The sequence below is a fragment of the Pseudotenacibaculum sp. MALMAid0570 genome, from assembly GCF_040151415.1.
Classification (GTDB): domain Bacteria; phylum Bacteroidota; class Bacteroidia; order Flavobacteriales; family Flavobacteriaceae; genus Polaribacter.
Genome location: NZ_JBDKWF010000048.1, coordinates 205,439 through 221,916 on the forward strand (window position 1 = coordinate 205,439; position 16,478 = coordinate 221,916).

General features: G+C 35.7%; 17 protein-coding genes. 15 read left to right on the forward strand and 2 right to left on the reverse strand.

Annotated elements, in window-relative coordinates:
• Window positions 1–16 precede the first annotated feature (16 nt).
• The 11 genes from paaA (at window position 17) to AAON49_RS09155 (ending at window position 10,254) form a co-directional block, all read left to right on the forward strand.
• Window positions 17–973, forward strand: coding sequence for a 1,2-phenylacetyl-CoA epoxidase subunit PaaA (gene paaA, locus AAON49_RS09105; RefSeq protein ID WP_349554206.1), 957 nt, complete (start codon window positions 17–19; stop codon window positions 971–973).
• Between the two features lies 1 nt (window position 974).
• On the forward strand, window positions 975–1,259 hold the full coding sequence (gene paaB / locus AAON49_RS09110) for a 1,2-phenylacetyl-CoA epoxidase subunit PaaB (protein ID WP_349554207.1): 285 nt from the start codon (window positions 975–977) through the stop codon (window positions 1,257–1,259).
• Window positions 1,259–2,011, forward strand: a complete 753-nt coding sequence (gene paaC / locus AAON49_RS09115) for a 1,2-phenylacetyl-CoA epoxidase subunit PaaC (protein WP_349554208.1) — start codon at window positions 1,259–1,261, stop codon at window positions 2,009–2,011. The genes paaB and paaC overlap by 1 nt, the downstream gene beginning before the upstream one ends.
• A gap of 36 nt (window positions 2,012–2,047) precedes the next feature.
• A complete protein-coding gene (paaD, locus tag AAON49_RS09120; protein WP_349554209.1) occupies window positions 2,048–2,548 on the forward strand; it encodes a 1,2-phenylacetyl-CoA epoxidase subunit PaaD in 501 nt (166 codons plus the stop codon).
• 100 nt (window positions 2,549–2,648) lie between these two features.
• Window positions 2,649–3,428 carry an enoyl-CoA hydratase-related protein gene (locus tag AAON49_RS09125; RefSeq protein WP_349554210.1) on the forward strand — a complete coding sequence of 260 codons (780 nt, stop codon included), beginning with the start codon at window positions 2,649–2,651 and terminating at the stop codon, window positions 3,426–3,428.
• The gene (locus AAON49_RS09130; protein ID WP_349554211.1) at window positions 3,429–4,583 is read left to right on the forward strand and encodes a 3-hydroxyacyl-CoA dehydrogenase NAD-binding domain-containing protein; all 1,155 of its coding nucleotides are present in this window, start codon (window positions 3,429–3,431) and stop codon (window positions 4,581–4,583) included.
• On the forward strand, window positions 4,583–4,990 hold the full coding sequence (locus AAON49_RS09135) for a PaaI family thioesterase (RefSeq protein ID WP_349554212.1): 408 nt from the start codon (window positions 4,583–4,585) through the stop codon (window positions 4,988–4,990). The genes AAON49_RS09130 and AAON49_RS09135 overlap by 1 nt, the downstream gene beginning before the upstream one ends.
• Window positions 4,991–5,142: 152 nt before the next feature.
• On the forward strand, window positions 5,143–6,348 hold the full coding sequence (pcaF, locus tag AAON49_RS09140) for a 3-oxoadipyl-CoA thiolase (protein WP_349554213.1): 1,206 nt from the start codon (window positions 5,143–5,145) through the stop codon (window positions 6,346–6,348).
• 50 nt (window positions 6,349–6,398) lie between these two features.
• Window positions 6,399–8,897 carry a phenylacetic acid degradation bifunctional protein PaaZ gene (paaZ, locus tag AAON49_RS09145; protein WP_349554214.1) on the forward strand — a complete coding sequence of 833 codons (2,499 nt, stop codon included), beginning with the start codon at window positions 6,399–6,401 and terminating at the stop codon, window positions 8,895–8,897.
• Between the two features lie 2 nt (window positions 8,898–8,899).
• Complete coding sequence (locus tag AAON49_RS09150; protein ID WP_349554215.1) at window positions 8,900–9,652, forward strand: enoyl-CoA hydratase/isomerase family protein; 753 nt, start codon at window positions 8,900–8,902, stop codon at window positions 9,650–9,652.
• Between the two features lie 5 nt (window positions 9,653–9,657).
• Window positions 9,658–10,254 carry an acyltransferase gene (locus AAON49_RS09155; RefSeq protein WP_349554216.1) on the forward strand — a complete coding sequence of 199 codons (597 nt, stop codon included), beginning with the start codon at window positions 9,658–9,660 and terminating at the stop codon, window positions 10,252–10,254.
• A 23-nt stretch (window positions 10,255–10,277) separates the two neighbouring features.
• On the opposite strand, the gene AAON49_RS09160 is transcribed toward AAON49_RS09155, so the two are convergent.
• On the reverse strand, window positions 10,278–10,751 hold the full coding sequence (locus tag AAON49_RS09160; protein WP_349554217.1) for an Lrp/AsnC family transcriptional regulator: 474 nt from the start codon (window positions 10,749–10,751) through the stop codon (window positions 10,278–10,280).
• A gap of 168 nt (window positions 10,752–10,919) precedes the next feature.
• On the opposite strand from AAON49_RS09160, the gene AAON49_RS09165 reads away from it, so the two are divergent.
• From AAON49_RS09165 to AAON49_RS09180, 4 genes are read left to right on the forward strand one after another with little or no spacing between them, the layout of a single operon-like run.
• Entirely contained in the window at window positions 10,920–12,203 is a 1,284-nt protein-coding gene (locus AAON49_RS09165; protein WP_349554218.1) for a dihydrolipoamide acetyltransferase family protein, read from the forward strand.
• A 2-nt stretch (window positions 12,204–12,205) separates the two neighbouring features.
• On the forward strand, window positions 12,206–13,273 hold the full coding sequence (locus tag AAON49_RS09170; RefSeq protein ID WP_349554219.1) for a branched-chain amino acid aminotransferase: 1,068 nt from the start codon (window positions 12,206–12,208) through the stop codon (window positions 13,271–13,273).
• Window positions 13,273–15,351, forward strand: a complete 2,079-nt coding sequence (locus AAON49_RS09175) for an alpha-ketoacid dehydrogenase subunit alpha/beta (RefSeq protein ID WP_349554220.1) — start codon at window positions 13,273–13,275, stop codon at window positions 15,349–15,351. The genes AAON49_RS09170 and AAON49_RS09175 overlap by 1 nt, the downstream gene beginning before the upstream one ends.
• 39 nt (window positions 15,352–15,390) lie before the next feature.
• Window positions 15,391–15,834 (forward strand): DinB family protein, encoded by a 444-nt coding sequence (locus AAON49_RS09180; RefSeq protein WP_349554221.1) that lies wholly within the window; start codon window positions 15,391–15,393, stop codon window positions 15,832–15,834.
• A 113-nt stretch (window positions 15,835–15,947) separates the two neighbouring features.
• Here AAON49_RS09180 and AAON49_RS09185 read toward each other — a convergent pair whose 3' ends face one another.
• Window positions 15,948–16,283, reverse strand: coding sequence for a single-stranded DNA-binding protein (locus AAON49_RS09185; protein WP_349554222.1), 336 nt, complete (start codon window positions 16,281–16,283; stop codon window positions 15,948–15,950).
• Window positions 16,284–16,478 lie beyond the last annotated feature (195 nt).

Here is a 16,478-nt window from a genome sequence, read left to right on the forward strand (position 1 = left end):
ACTAATACCTAGAAAAATGAGTGAAGAACAAATTAAAACATTAGAAGCTCAATTTGAAGAACGTATTGCACATGATGAAAAAATTGAAGCTAAAGACTGGATGCCTGAGAAATATAGAAAGACACATATCCGACAAATTTCACAGCATGCACATTCAGAAATTATTGGAATGCTTCCTGAAGGAAATTGGATCACAAGAGCTCCTTCCTTGAGAAGAAAAGTGGCTCTTCTGGCAAAAATTCAAGATGAAGCCGGTCATGGTTTGTACCTCTATAGTGCTTGTGAAACTTTAGGCGTTTCTAGAGATGAATTATATGATCAACTGCACTCAGGAAAAGCAAAATATTCAAGTATTTTCAATTATCCAACTATTACTTGGGCAGATATGGGCGCTATAGGTTGGCTTGTAGACGGTGCTGCTATTATCAATCAAGTTCCGCTTTGTAGTACTTCATATGGCCCTTATGCTAGAGCTATGATTCGAGTGTGTAAAGAAGAAAGTTTTCACCAACGTCAAGGTTATGAGATTATGGTAAAATTAGCCAACGGAACACCAGAGCAAAAAGAAATGGCACAAGATGCATTAAACCGTTGGTGGTGGCCAAGCTTAATGATGTTGGGACCAACAGATGCTGAGTCAGTTCATACAGAACAATCGATGAAATGGAAACTGAAAAGAAAATCTAACGATGAATTACGTCAACAATTCATTGATCAAACAGTTCCACAAGCAGATTTAATTGGATTAACAGTTCCAGATCCGGATTTAAAATGGAATGAAGAACGCCAAAGTTATGACTTCGGTGAGATTGATTGGGATGAATTTTGGCAAGTAGTTAAAGGTCATGGCCCATGCAATAAAGAGCGAATGAATGCAAGAGTGACTGCCTGGGAAGAAGGAGAATGGGTAAGAGATGCAGCTATGGCATATGCCGAAAAGAAAGAAAACAAAAAAATAAATAAAGCCGTATAAAATGAAAAAAAACTGGCCTCTTTGGGAAGTATTTGTAAGAAGTAAAAACGGACTAGAACATCGTCATTTTGGAAGCCTCCATGCTGCAGATGCAGAAATGGCTTTAGAAAATGCTAGAGATGTATACACAAGACGCAATGAAGGTGTGAGTATTTGGGTTGTAGAATCAAAAAACATTACTGCTTCTAATCCAGAAAACAATGGAGAATTATTTGAGCCTGCTCAAGATAAAGTATATCGCCATCCAACATTTTATGATTTACCTGACGAAGTAAAACACATGTAATGAAAGAAAATTTATACAAGTACATATTAGGTATTGCAGACAATTCATTAATACTTGGTCAACGTTTAGGTGAATTATGTGGTCATGGCCCAAGCTTAGAAATTGATATTGCTTGCACTAATATATCTCTAGATTTATTTGGTCAAACAAGAAGTTATTATCAATATGCTGCTAAGATAAAAGGTGAGGGTACTACAGAAGACGATATTGCTTTTTTACGTAGAGAACGCGAATATGTAAATCTTTTGTTGGTAGAACAACCTAACAGAGATTTTGCACACACTATGGCAAGACAATTTTTATTCGATGTTTATCATTTATTGCTATTGCAAGAACTAGAAAAAAGTCACGACATAACTTTGGCGGCAATTGCTAAAAAATCAATCAAAGAAGTAAGTTATCACTTACGTTTTTCTTCTGATTGGGTAAAGCGATTAGGTGATGGAACAAAAGAAAGTCAAGCTAAGATGCAAGCAGGAGTTGATGCCTTATGGACTTACACAGATGAACTATTTCATCAAACAGATGCAGACAAAGCAATGATTGAAGAAGGTATTGGTGTAGATGTAACAAAATTCAAGGATGTCTATATGCAAAAAGTGTCTCAAGTTTTAACAGAAGCAACATTGAATGTTCCTGAAACAAAATGGTTTCAAAAAGGAGGAAAACAAGGTATACACACAGAACATTTAGGATATTTATTAAGCGACTTGCAATATATGCAACGTACCTATCCTAATATGGAATGGTAATAAAAATGATGAATACCTAACATTGAATATTAAGATATGATGATTACAGAACAGCAAATAACAAAAGAATTGATTCCTATTTTGGAACAAGTCTCTGACCCAGAAATTCCGGTTTTATCCATAATGGATATGGGAGTTGTTCGTTCTGCTACTATTGAAAATAAGGTAGTCAAAGTACAAATTACACCAACTTATAGCGGTTGCCCCGCAATGGATGTAATAGGAGATGACATTCAAAAAGCGTTATCAGACTTTGGATACCAATCAACTATAGAATTAGTACTTTCTCCTGCTTGGACTACCGATTGGATTACTCCAAAAGGAAGAAAGGCTTTAGAAGAATATGGTATTGCAGCGCCTCTAGATCCAATTTCGGATAAAGCTGCTCTGTTAGAAGATAAACGTATAGTAAAATGTACGATTTGCGGATCTCAGAATACAAAATTAGTAAGTCAGTTTGGTTCTACTGCATGTAAAGCATTGTTTAAATGTGATGATTGCCAAGAACCATTCGATTATTTTAAATGTTTGAAATGAAAAAATGAAGAATCTCCAATAGAGAATCATGGATGATGAAATCCTTAAGAATTTACTTCATTATTCAGTGTTTAGTATTCGATATTATATATAAATGAATATGAATTCAATAAAATTACATATAGAAAACAAGGTGGCTTCTATCACATTGAATAGACCTGAAGTTTTTAATAGCTTCAATCGTGAAATGGCTTTAAAATTACAAGAAACTCTTGATGCTTGTGAAAAAAATAAAGAAGTAAGAGCTATTGTTTTAACTGGAAATGGAAAAGCCTTTTGTGCTGGTCAAGATTTAAAAGAAGTCACAACTCCTGAGATCAATCCTGGTTTCAGAAAAATATTAGAAGAACATTATAATCCAATTATCACAAGAATTCGTGAAATCAAAAAACCCGTAATTGCTGCAGTGAATGGTGTTGCTGCTGGTGCTGGGGCTAATATAGCATTGGCTTGTGACATCGTTGTAGCCAATGAAAAAGCTAGTTTTATCCAAGCATTTAGTTTAATTGGGTTGATTCCTGATAGCGCTGGAACCTATTTTCTACCAAGATTAATTGGGTTTCAAAGAGCTTCAGCATTAGCTATGTTAGGAGATAAAATTGGAGCTCAAGAAGCTGAAAAACTAGGAATGATTTATAAATATATTCCTTCTGAAGAATTCCAAGAAACAACTAATAAGCTTGCTTTAAAACTGGCAAACATGCCAACTAAAGCACTTGGGATGATTAAAGAATTATTCAATAAATCTATGTCCAATTCTCTAGAAGAGCAGTTGGCAATGGAATCAAAATATCAAATAGAAGCAGCGCAAAGTGAAGATTATGCTGAAGGAGTAGCCGCTTTTATAGAAAAAAGAAAACCAAACTTTAAAGGACAATAAATGAACGTAGGAGTTATCGGTTCAGGAACCATGGGAAGTGGAATTGCGCAAGTTGCAGCTACTTCAGGTTGCAAGGTGAAATTATACGACACCAATCAAAATGCTTTAGACAAAAGTAAATTAGCTTTGGAAAAAGTATTGAATAGATTGATCGAAAAAGGTCGAGTTGATGAGAATGAGAAATCAAGAATTCAAGGAAATATTTCCTATGTTAATTCACTAAAAGATTTACATGATTCCAATCTTACGATTGAAGCTATCGTTGAAAACTTAGATATCAAACAAAAAGTGTTTTCAGAACTTGAAACATACGTGTCTGATAATTGTATCATAGCTTCTAACACTTCAAGCCTGTCTATCGCATCTATTGCGTCATCATTGCAAAAACCAGAGCGTTGTGTTGGAATTCACTTTTTCAACCCTGCGCCTTTAATGAAATTGGTTGAAGTAATTCCAGCTATTCAAACATCAAAAGAAGTGTTAGACAAGTCGGTAGAAACCATTACTTCTTGGAAAAAAGTTGTTGCAGTTGCCAAAGACACACCTGGGTTTATTGTGAACCGTGTCGCACGACCTTTTTACGGCGAATCACTTCGAATATATGAAGAAGGAATTGCAGATTTTGCAACCATCGATTGGAGTTTAAAAACTTTAGGAAGGTTTAGAATGGGGCCTTTTGAACTGATGGATTTCATCGGAAATGACGTAAATTATACTGTAACCGAAACTGTTTTTACAGCGTTCTATTTCGATCCTAGATACAAACCCGCTTTTACCCAAAAACGCTTCGCTGAGGCTGGATATTTAGGAAGAAAATCAGGGAAAGGATATTATGAATACTCAGAAGGAGCAACAAAACCAGCTCCAAAAGAAGATCAAGAATTGGCTCAACAAATTTTTGATCGAGTATTGGTCATGTTAATCAACGAAGCGGCCGATGCGTTATTTTTAAACATCGCATCTGCAGAAGATATAGATAACGCGATGACAAAGGGAGTAAATTACCCGAATGGTTTGTTGGCATGGGCTGATGAAAAAGGAATCAGTTGGTGTGTAGAACAATTAGACACATTATATGCAGAATATCATGAAGATAGATATCGTTGTTCACCACTATTAAGGAAAATGAAAAAAGAAAATAAAACGTTTTTCTAATGAACGGAGCAGACATTCCATACAAAATGCTAAATCAAGATGCCTATAGTCAATGGCTTGGCATTCAAATATTAGAAAGTGAAATAGGTCGCGTAAAAGTAGCCATGACCATTCGTAAAGAAATGTTGAATAGCATGAATTTTGCCCATGGCGGAATCAGTTACTCTTTAGCTGATACTGCTTTTGGATTTACATCTAATACGCATGGAAAATATGCTGTTTCTATAGAAACATCCATCAATCATATTGAAGCTTTGGAAGAAGGCGATGAATTGATTGCAGAATGTGTCATCGAAAAAGTAAATAACAAATTAGGCTTTAACGTAGTTGAAGTTAAAAGAGGTAATGAACTAGTAGCTTTGTTCAAAGGAGTAGTCTATAGAACGCAAAAAGATTGGCAGGAATAGAATAATAATACCGAATATTAAACACTGAATAATGAAGTTAGATTCGGTTAAATAATAACAATAAAAAAACAGAATTTTGATAAAAGAATAGTGAAGTTTATCTTAAGTCTACTTCGATATTTAGTATTCAAAGTTCTACATTTAATTTTTACATGGAAGCATATATTATAGATGGAATAAGAACACCTATTGGAAGTTATAAAGGAACTTTATCAGCTGTAAGAACAGATGATTTAGGGGCTCTTGTGATTGAAGAATTGGTAAAAAGAAATCCTAATATCCCAAAAGAAGCATACGATGATGTAATTATGGGATGTGCTAATCAAGCTGGTGAAGACAATCGAAATGTTGCTAGAATGTCCTCGTTATTAGCTGGATTGCCATTTACTGTTCCTGGAGAAACTGTAAATCGTTTGTGTAGTTCTGGACTTTCGGCAATTATCCATGCCAATAGAGCCATTAAAGCTGGAGATGGAGATTTATTTATCTCTGGAGGAGTAGAAAATATGACCAGAGGGCCTTACGTTGTTGCGAAACCTTCAAGTGCCTTTGGAAACGATTCTAAAATGTATGATTCAAGTTTTGGGTGGAGATTCATCAACCCTAAAATGCACAAAATGTATGGAACAGATGGAATGGGAAATACAGCAGAAAACTTAGTAGAAAAATATAATATTTCTAGAGAAGATCAAGATGCGTTCGCCTATTGGAGTCAAATGAAAGCAGCTAAAGCTCAGGAAAATGGACGTTTAGCAAAAGAAATTGTAACAGTAGAGATTCCACAACGCAAAAAAGATCCAATTCTGTTTTCAAAAGATGAGTTTGTAAAACCAACAACATCGAAAGAAATTTTAGCAAAATTAAGACCCGCTTTTAAGAAAGAAGGGGGTTCTGTTACAGCTGGAAATTCATCAGGATTAAACGATGGAGCAGCAGCTACAATTGTAGCCTCTGAAGCAGCTGTGAAAAAATACAATCTAAAGCCATTAGCAAGAATTGTTAGTTCAGCAGTGGTTGGCGTAGAGCCAAGAATTATGGGAATTGGTCCTGTACAAGCTTCTAACAAAGCACTAGAAAAAGCAGGATTGACTATGGATGATATCGATATCATTGAATTAAATGAAGCGTTTGCAGCTCAAGCCTTAGCTTGTACAAGAGCATGGGGTTTAGCAGATGACGATTCTAGATTGAATCCAAACGGTGGGTCTATTGCTATCGGGCACCCATTGGGAGTAACCGGAGCAAGAATTGCTTATTCAGCAGCCTTAGAGTTACATGAGCAACAAAAAAGATATGCGCTAATTACTATGTGTATAGGTGTTGGACAAGGATATGCCGCAATTATTGAACGAGTTTAAAAGATTTGTCATTCTGTATCAAAACGGAATCCACAATAAAATTTAAAATTATGACTAAAATTCCACACTATGTTCTAGGACAATGGAAAGAAGGGAAAGAAGAGGGATCTCCAGTATATGATGCCATTACTGGTGAGGTTATTTCCAATATTGCAATTGATGGATTGGATATTCCAGAGATTCTTCAATATGGAAGAACCAAAGGAGGTGAAGTCCTTCGTAAAATGACGTTTCAAGAGCGGGGAAATATGCTAAAAAAGTTAGCATTGTATCTTACAAAACGCAAAAACGAATTTTACGATCTAAGCTATAGAACTGGAGCAACAAAAATTGATAGTTGGATAGATATCGAAGGTGGTTTTGGTAATTTATTTGCCAATGCATCCTTAAGAAAGCTTTTTCCTAATCAATCCTACCATGTAGAAGGCGATCCTATTGACTTGTCTCGCGGAGGTCGTTTTATGGCACATCATATTATGGTGCCGAAAAAAGGAGTCGCTGTACATATCAATGCATTTAACTTTCCCGTTTGGGGAATGCTAGAGAAATGTGCCGTAAACTGGATGGCTGGAGTGCCAGCTGTAGTTTTACCAGCACCATCTTCATCGTATTTAGCAGAAGCCGTTGCAAGAGTTATTATAGATTCTGGAATTTTACCCGAAGGCGCTTTGCAAATCATAAACGGAACTGTTAGAAATATTTTAGATACAGTAGAATCTCAAGACGTAGTAACTTTTACAGGTTCAGCTGCAACAGGAAGAATCTTAAAAGCACACCCGAGAATTGTTCAAGAAGCTGTGCCGTTTACTATGGAAGCCGATTCATTGAATGCTTCTATTTTAGGGGAAGATGCTGTTCCTGGAACACCAGAATTTGATCTCTTTATCAAAGAAGTTCGTAAAGAAATGACCGTGAAAGCTGGGCAAAAATGTACAGCTATACGCCGTATCATTGTGCCAGAGAAATTAGTGGAAGATGTACAAATTTCCCTCGGAAAAGCTTTAGATAAAGTCACCATTGGAGATCCTAGATTGAAAGAAGTTAGAATGGGGTCTTTAATTAGCAAACAACAAGTAGAAGCTGTTCGCAATTCTGTGCAAGATATTGCCAAAGAAGCAGAGATTGTATACGGAAGTTTGGATAAAATAGAAACCATTGGAGCCGATGCAAAAAAAGGAGCTTTTATAAGTCCTATTTTATTGAGGGCAGACAATCCATTTGAAAACACTGCTGTTCACGAACGAGAAGCTTTCGGACCAGTAAGCACCATTATGCCATACAAATCCCTAGATGAAGCTATTACACTAGCCCAAATGGGGAAAGGATCGTTAGTATCTTCTATTGCCACCTTTGATGATAAAATTGCCAAAGACTATGTGGTAAATGCAGCGAGTCATCACGGACGAATCTTGGTGTTAAATCGTGAAAACGCTAAAGAAAGTACAGGTCATGGTTCTCCATTACCAACCTTGGTTCATGGTGGTCCTGGACGTGCTGGAGGTGGTGAAGAAATGGGTGGAATGCGAGGTGTGAAACATTATTTACAACGTACTGCCATTCAAGGTTCACCTACCACATTGACAGAAATTACCGGAATCTATCAACCCAATGCAAAATACAAAGAAGCAGAACAACATCCATTTAAGTATCATTGGGAAGACATTCAGCCGGGGATGTCGTTAAAAACGCATAAACGTACTATTACAGATACTGACATCATCAATTTTGCTAATCTGACTTGGGATCATTTCTATGCGCATACTGACATCACTTCTTTAGACGGAAGCATCTTTGAAAAAAGAACTGCACATGGATATTTCATCATCTCAGCAGCTGCAGGGTTATTTGTATATCCAAATAAAGGACCTGTTTCTGCAAATTACGGATTGGAAGAATGCAGATTTCTGCGTCCATTATACCACAACGATACCGTTTATGTGCGTTTAACATGTAAGCAAAAAGTTGACAGAGACGTTGCCAATGCAGAGCATCCTAGCGGAATAGTAAAATGGTTTGTTGAAGTTTTTGATGCTGAAGATGAGTTGGTTGCCATTGCTACCATTTTAACCATGGTGCAAAAGAAGCAAGAGATGTTTACAGAAATCAATAAACAAACTATTCAAGCTTGCCTTAATAAATTAACCGACAGCGTTAAACCTTTGTGGGGAACAATGTCTCCTCAGCATATGATAGAACATTTAGAATATTCAACAAGAATATCTTCCGGTGAAATTCAAGATTTTGAATTTTCTACTCCAGAAAAAATAATGGAAAAAGTTCATGCTACCTTATACAATTATGAGCCAATGCCAAGAAATTTTAGTGCACCTGAACGTTTAGAGAAGGAACTAGAAACATTAAAGCATGAAAACCTAGAGACAGCAAAACAAAAATTACTAGAAGCTTATGATGATTATGAAACCTATTTTAAAGAACATCCAGAAGCAACATTAAAAAATATTGTGTTTGGTCATTTAAATAGATATGAGTGGAATTTATTCCATAGAAAACATTTTAATCATCACTTTAATCAATTTGGATTACTATAATTATGACACAACCCTACGTAAAACAAACCATAGAAAACGAAGTAGCATACATTGAGTTTTTTCACCCTGCTCATAATTCGCTACCAGGAAATATTTTAGCTGAGCTAGCACAAACCATCACAGATGCTGGAACAAACAATGAAGTAAAAGTTATTGTTTTGAAAAGTGGAGGAAATCGTACTTTCTGTGCAGGAGCTAGCTTTAAAGAATTAATTCATATTAATGATGAAGCCACAGGAAAAGTATTCTTTTCTGGTTTTGCGAATGTGATTAATGCTATGCGTAAATGTCCAAAATTTATCATTGGAAGAATTCAAGGAAAAACTGTTGGCGGCGGAGTTGGATTGGCAGCTTCTACAGACTATTGTATGGCAACCAAGTTTGCGGCAATTAAGTTAAGCGAATTGAATATTGGAATTGGACCTTTTGTTGTTGGGCCAGCTATAGAACGTAAAATGGGATTGAGCGCAATGTCGCAAATAGCTATTGATGCAAATTCTTTTTATCCAGCAGAATGGGCAAAACAAAAAGGATTGTTTACTCATGTTTATGAAAGTACAGAAGAGTTAGATGAAGCGGTAAAAATCACTGCAGAACATTTATGTACCTACAACACAGAAGCCATGATGGAAATGAAGAAAGTTTTTTGGAAAGGAACCGATGATTGGGATACTCTCTTAGCAGACAGAGCAAAAACAAGTGGTAGATTGGTCTTATCTGATTTTACAAAAGAAAAATTGAAAGGATTTAAATAAGTAGAATGATTTACAGTTTTCAAGGATACATCCCTGTAATACACGAGTCTAGTTTTGTACATCCCTTAGCCGCGGTTACCGGTAACGTGATCATTGGTAAGGATTGCTATATAGGCCCTGGAGCTGCTATACGAGGTGATTGGGGGCAAATCATTCTAGAAGATGGGGTGAATGTACAAGAGAATTGCACAGTTCATATGTTTCCAGGAAAATCCATCACCCTAAAAGAGAGTGCTCATATAGGTCATGGAGCCATTATTCATGGGGCCAATATTGGAAGAAATGTATTGGTAGGAATGAACACAGTAATCATGGATGATGCAGAAATTGGAGATGAAAGTATCGTGGGAGCTATGGCTTTTGTAAAAGCCGAAACCAAAATCCCAAAAAGAAGCTTGGTTGTTGGAAACCCTGCCAAGGTAATTAAAGATGTGACTGATGATATGATTGCATGGAAAACCAAAGGAACTCAGCTATACCAGCAATTACCTAAAGACTGTCATGAGAGTTTAAAAGAAGTTGAACCTCTGCGCCAAGTTCCTAGAAACAGACCTAAGCAGGAAGAAATCTATAAAACCCTACGAGAGCAGTTTAAAAAATGACGAATACTGAATAATTAATATTCTTAAACCAATAACTTATCCAAGTCAATTTCGTTAGTTTCTTTTCCTGTTGATAGTGTAATCAAACTTTGTACGCTTCCTAAATAAGGAAGTAGCGTCAACTTGGTTATAATAAACTTTTCATAAGACTCTATATCTTCCACAACTAGTTTTAGTAAATAGTCAAAGTTTCCACTTACACGATGGCATTCTATAACTTCAGGAAATCCTTGAATTTCTTTTACAAATTTTTCCAAATAACTTCTCGTATGTCCTTGTAAAGTAATCCCAACAAATACTAATTGTTTTAATCCTAGCTTTTTATAATCCAACCGCGCTACATAATTAGAAATATATCCTTCTTTCTTTAACTTCTTAATCCGTTCAAAAATAGGTGTAGTAGAAACTCCTAACTCTTCTGCAATACTTTTAATGGTCCTATCAGAATCTTTTTGTAGAATCTGCATAATGTGAATGTCTAAATTATCTAACCTCATGATAAAATATTCTTTTGTGAGTTAAATATAATTGAAAAAAAGAATAAAACAATTAAAATTAATTATATTAAAGAATAATATTCTTAATTAGTTTCCTTTAACCCACTTTAATATTTATAAATCATCATATTTTGTATTTTTATTCCCTTATAAAATCAGCTGTTTTTTATGGAATTTGAGATGAAAATGCCTAAGCTAGGAGAAAGTATTACCGAGGCTACACTCTTAGGTTGGTTTAAAAATGTTGGTGATTCAATCGAAGAAGACGAAATGTTGTTGGAAGTTGCTACAGACAAAGTAGATTCTGAAGTGCCTTCTTCAGTTTCCGGAGTCATAAAAAAACTTCTTTTTGAGAAAAATGACATTATCAAAATTGGAGCAACTGTTGCCATTATAGAACTTGACAAATCATTAAAAACTCAAAAAAAAGAGTTAAAAACAAAAGAAGCAAATTTAAAAACAGAAAAGAAACCTCAAGCTAAAAAGAAGCCTAAAAAAGCTATTGTAAAAGCTCAGCAAAACAATAATACTTTCTTTTCTCCCCTCATTATATCTATTGCAAAAGAACAACATATTAGCTTTGAAGAGTTAGCTCGTATTCCTGCAACCGGCAAAGATGGAAGACTTAGAAAAAGTGATTTATTCCAATATATTGAAGATGGGAGACCAGCGCAATTTGTACAACCTACTGCTCAACCTGACCCAACTGCTTACAGAATTCCACAATTAAATCTAGATAAAGGAACTGGTAAGATTGTAAAAATGGATAGAATGCGTCAAATGATTGCAGATCATATGGTGTATTCTAAACACACATCTCCACACGTAACAGCTTATGTTGAAGCTGATTTGACAGAAATGGTGATGTGGAGAAACAAAAATAAAGTCGCTTTTCAAGAGAAGTACAACGAAAAACTAACCTTCACTCCTCTATTCGTAGAAGCAGTCGCCAAAGCTGTGAAAGCATTTCCAATGATTAATGTCTCTGTAGATGGAGAAAACATTATTGTCAAAGAAAACATCAATATAGGAATGGCTACTGCATTACCAAGTGGTAATCTAATTGTTCCAGTGGTAAAAAATGCTGACACTAAAAATCTACAAGATTTAGCTAAAAATGTGAATGAGCTTGCTGGAAAAGCAAGAGAAAACAAATTAAATGCTGATGATATTCAAGGAAGCACTTTTACTATTTCTAATGTAGGAACCTTTGGAAGTGTTATGGGAACTCCTATTATTAATCAACCTGAAGTAGCAATTCTAGCCTTAGGAATTATTAAGAAAAGAGCTGAAGTTATAGAAACTGCAACAGGAGATGAAATTGCCATAAGAAGCATGATGTATCTATCACTCTCTTTTGACCATCGTGTTGTTGATGGTTATTTAGGTGGTAGTTTTTTACGCCGTGTTGCTGATGAATTAGAACAATTTGATACAGATAGAATCTTATAATTATGTCATACAATATACAAGTACAAAAAGTTTCAAAGTCTAAAGTAGACTCTTTAGATTTCAACAACATCCCTCTAGGAACCACCTTTACAGACCATATGTTTATTTGTGATTATGCTAATGGAAAATGGGGAACTCCGAGAATTGAACCTTTGGAGTTAATTCCTACACACCCAGCAGCAATGGCTTTGCATTATGGTCAAGCCATTTTTGAAGGAATGAAAGCAACTGTTGACACTAACGGGGTTCCGATGTTATTTCGAGCAGATAAAAATGCTGCACGAATGAACTTTAGTGCTGATAGAATGGGAATGCCAAATTTCCCAGAAGACTTATTTGTAGAAGGATTAAAACAACTTGTAGCATTGGAAAAAAGTTGGATTCCTCCACAAGAAGGAAGTGCTTTGTATTTACGCCCTTTTATGTATGCCGATGAACCATTTATTGGAATGAGAGCTGCTAACAATTATAAATTCATCATTATGGCTTCACCTGCAGGTCCTTTTTTTACAAAAAGAATCAAATTATATGCAGAAACTAAATTCATAAGAGCCATGATTGGTGGAACAGGAGAAGCTAAAGCTGCTGGAAATTATGCAGCTGCTATAAGACCAACTGAAATCGCAAAATCTAAAGGATATGATCAAGTTTTGTGGCTAGACGCTGTAGAGCACAAATACATTCAAGAAGTAGGAACAATGAATATCTTCTTCAAGATTGATGGTAAATTTATCACTCCAAAAAGAGATGGAGCTATTTTAGATGGAATAACCCGAATGAGTGTGATTGACTTACTCAGACACAAAGGATTTGAGGTAACAGAACGACCAATTACTATTGATGAAATTGAAGAAGCTTCTAACAATGGCACTTTAGAAGAAGCATTCGGAACAGGAACTGCAGTAGGTATTGCCTATATTCAAGAAATAGGAATGAACAACAAAACCATTCATGTTTCTAATGAAAGCCCTGTAGGATTAGATGTAAACAACACATTAAACGCCATCAAAACAGGAAAAATTGAAGACCCATTCAACTGGATGATTAAAGTAGAAAAGGCATTGGCTTAATGAAGAAAGAAGTTTTACAAAAAGGATTTTCAAACCTCTGTACTGCCAAAACCATGGCAGAATTATACGAAGAGAACTTTAAAGTGGTTTCTAAATATGTGCATGCTACATCTCGTGGACATGAAGCTATTCAAACTGCAATAGGAATGCAATTATTACCTCAAGATTTTGCTTTTCCTTACTATAGAGATGATGCCATGTTGTTATCATTTGGCTTAGAGCCTTATGATTTAATGTTGCAATTACTCGCTAAGAAAGAAGACCCATTTTCTGGCGGAAGAACTTATTATTCTCACCCAAGTTTAAAAGATGATGATAAACCTAAAATACCTCATCAATCCTCTGCAACAGGAATGCAAGCCATTCCTGCTACAGGAACTGCCATGGGAATGCAATACAAAGAATTACAAAACATTGAAGATGCAGCAGCAAAAATGTCACCCCGAACTGAGTCGAGAGGTCTCAATCCGATTACTGTCTGTTCTTTAGGTGATGCATCTGTTACCGAAGGAGAAATTGCTGAAGCTTTCCAAATGGCTGCTTTAAAACAACTTCCCATCTTATATTTAGTGCAGGACAATGGTTGGGATATTTCTGCCAATGCAGAAGAAACAAGATCTCAAAATGCCTTTGAGTACGCTCAAGGATTTCATGGTTTAGATGCTATTTCTATTGATGGAGCCAACTTTATAGAAAGCTACAATGAGATTGAAAAAGTAATCCATACGATTCGAACAGAACGCAGACCTTTCTTAGTTCATGCTAAAGTTCCTTTGTTAAATCATCATACTTCCGGAGTGCGTATGGAATGGTACCGAGACGATTTAGAGGAAGCTCGTTCTCGTGATCCATATCCTGTTTTAAAGCAACAATTGTTAGACAACGGATTTACACAAAAAGAAGTAGAAGACATTGAAGAAGCTGCAAAAAAGAAAGTCAAGTCAGACTATGAAAAAGCAATCAAAGCAGAAGATCCTTCTCCAGAAGATTTATTTACACACGATTTTGCTCCGACTTCAATTACAGAAGAAACAGGTGATCGTTCTCCCAACGGAAGCGATAAGGTAGTTATGGTAGACTGCGCTTTGTTTGCTGTAGAGGAGCTAATGAAAAAACATAAAGAATGTTTGCTCTACGGTCAAGATGTTGGTGGAAGATTAGGAGGGGTTTTTCGCGAAGCAGCCACTTTAGCTCAGAAATTTGGAGATGATCGTGTCTTTAACACACCTATTCAAGAAGCTTTTATTGTAGGGTCTACTGTGGGTATGAGTGCAGTAGGGTTAAAACCTATTGTTGAAGTACAATTTGCAGATTATATCTGGCCAGGTTTGAATCAATTGTTTACAGAAGTAAGCAGAAGTTGCTATCTGTCAAACGGTAAATGGCCAGTGAGTATGATTCTTCGAGTTCCTATTGGGGCGTATGGAAGTGGTGGGCCTTACCATTCTTCATCAGTAGAAAGTGTACTAACAAATATTCGAGGAATTAAAATTGCGTACCCAAGTAACGGAGCTGATTTAAAAGGATTGCTAAAAGCAGCGTATTACGATCCAAACCCAGTGGTTATTTTAGAACACAAAGGATTGTATTGGAGTAAAGTTCCTGGAACTTTAGGAGCAACATCTATTGAACCCGTAGAAGATTACATCTTACCTTTTGGAAAAGCTTGGGTTCTGCAAGAGATTTGGAAACAAGAAGATGAAGAAACCTTAACAATTATTACCTATGGTATGGGTGTTCATTGGGCTATGAATGCAAGCGAAGAATTAGGAATGCAAGATACTATTGAGGTCATAGACCTTAGAACATTATATCCTCTAGATGAGGAAACGGTGATGAAATCTGTAAAGAAAAACGGCAAGTGTTTGGTGGTTACTGAAGAGCCTTCATCAACAGGGTTTGCAAGGGCTCTGTCAGGGAAAATACAAGAAGAATGTTTTGCTTATTTAGATGCTCCAGTAATGACCATTGGTAGCGAAAACATGCCTGCAATACCATTAAATTCTACTTTAGAACAAACTATGATTCCTTCCACAGGGAAAGTAAAAGCTAAAATTGAAGAGCTTTTAAACTATTAGAAATATTCCCTTAAAATAGGATTATCAACAATTTCATAAATGACTGAAACGGCTAATAAACTAGAACAATTATTAAAAAAAGGCTTAGAATATTTAACTCAATCTTCTGAACTGGAATTGAGCAGAAAAGAATCTGTCAGCAAGTGGTCCAAGAAAGAAATTCTAGGGCATTTAATTGATTCGGGAATTAACAACCTCCAGAGGTTTACTGAAATTCAGTTTGAAAACAAGCCTTATCCAATCAGACAATATAATCAGAATGCCTTGGTTAAGGCTAATGATTATCAAAATGCTGACATTAAGGAAATCTCCGAGTTCTGGAATTCAATCAATCTTAGAATTCTGTATTTAATAAAAAAGCAAACGGAAAAAACACTGAATTATAAAGTCCAGCTAGAAAAAGATAAATTCTGTGACTTAAGGTTTTTGATGGTCGATTATGTTGATCATATTGAACATCACTTAAAACAAATAATGAAATAAGGGCTTATTTTTAATAGTAAAATATATAATTGGTCATTTAGCCTTATAAAAACAAAAGCCTCTCATCCCAAATTCTCAGGAGAGCGGCTTTCCTTTCATAGCAAATCTCCCCACTATTTACTTCCTAACATCAACAATTCATTACATACAACCTCTGTAATGTATCGTTTCTCTCCTTCTTTTGTGTCATAGCTTCTTGAAGTCAGCTTTCCTTCTACAATCACTTCGTTTCCTTTTTGTACATATTTCTCTATAATCTCGGCAGTCTTGTTCCAAGCAATCACATTGTGCCACTGCGTATCCGTTACTTTTTCACCTTTCGCATTTCGATAGGTTTCATTGGTAGCAATGCTAAACTTTGCTAATTTTTTACCACTATCTAAAGTGATAACTTCTGGTTCATTTCCTAAATTTCCAATCAACTGTACTCTGTTTCTAAGTGCGTTCATAATTTTCTTTTTTTTAATAGTTTCATTTTCCTGAGTTTGTAACCCTTAAATTCTACTACTTTTTAACAGTTAAGATACATTCTGAGTCTCTCTCAGAACCTTTTGTCATTTGGTATACTGAAATGTTCAGCAATTCGTTGACATGGCAAAGATGCATCGACAAGCAAACTAAACTCGGTTGTAAAGCATTTACTT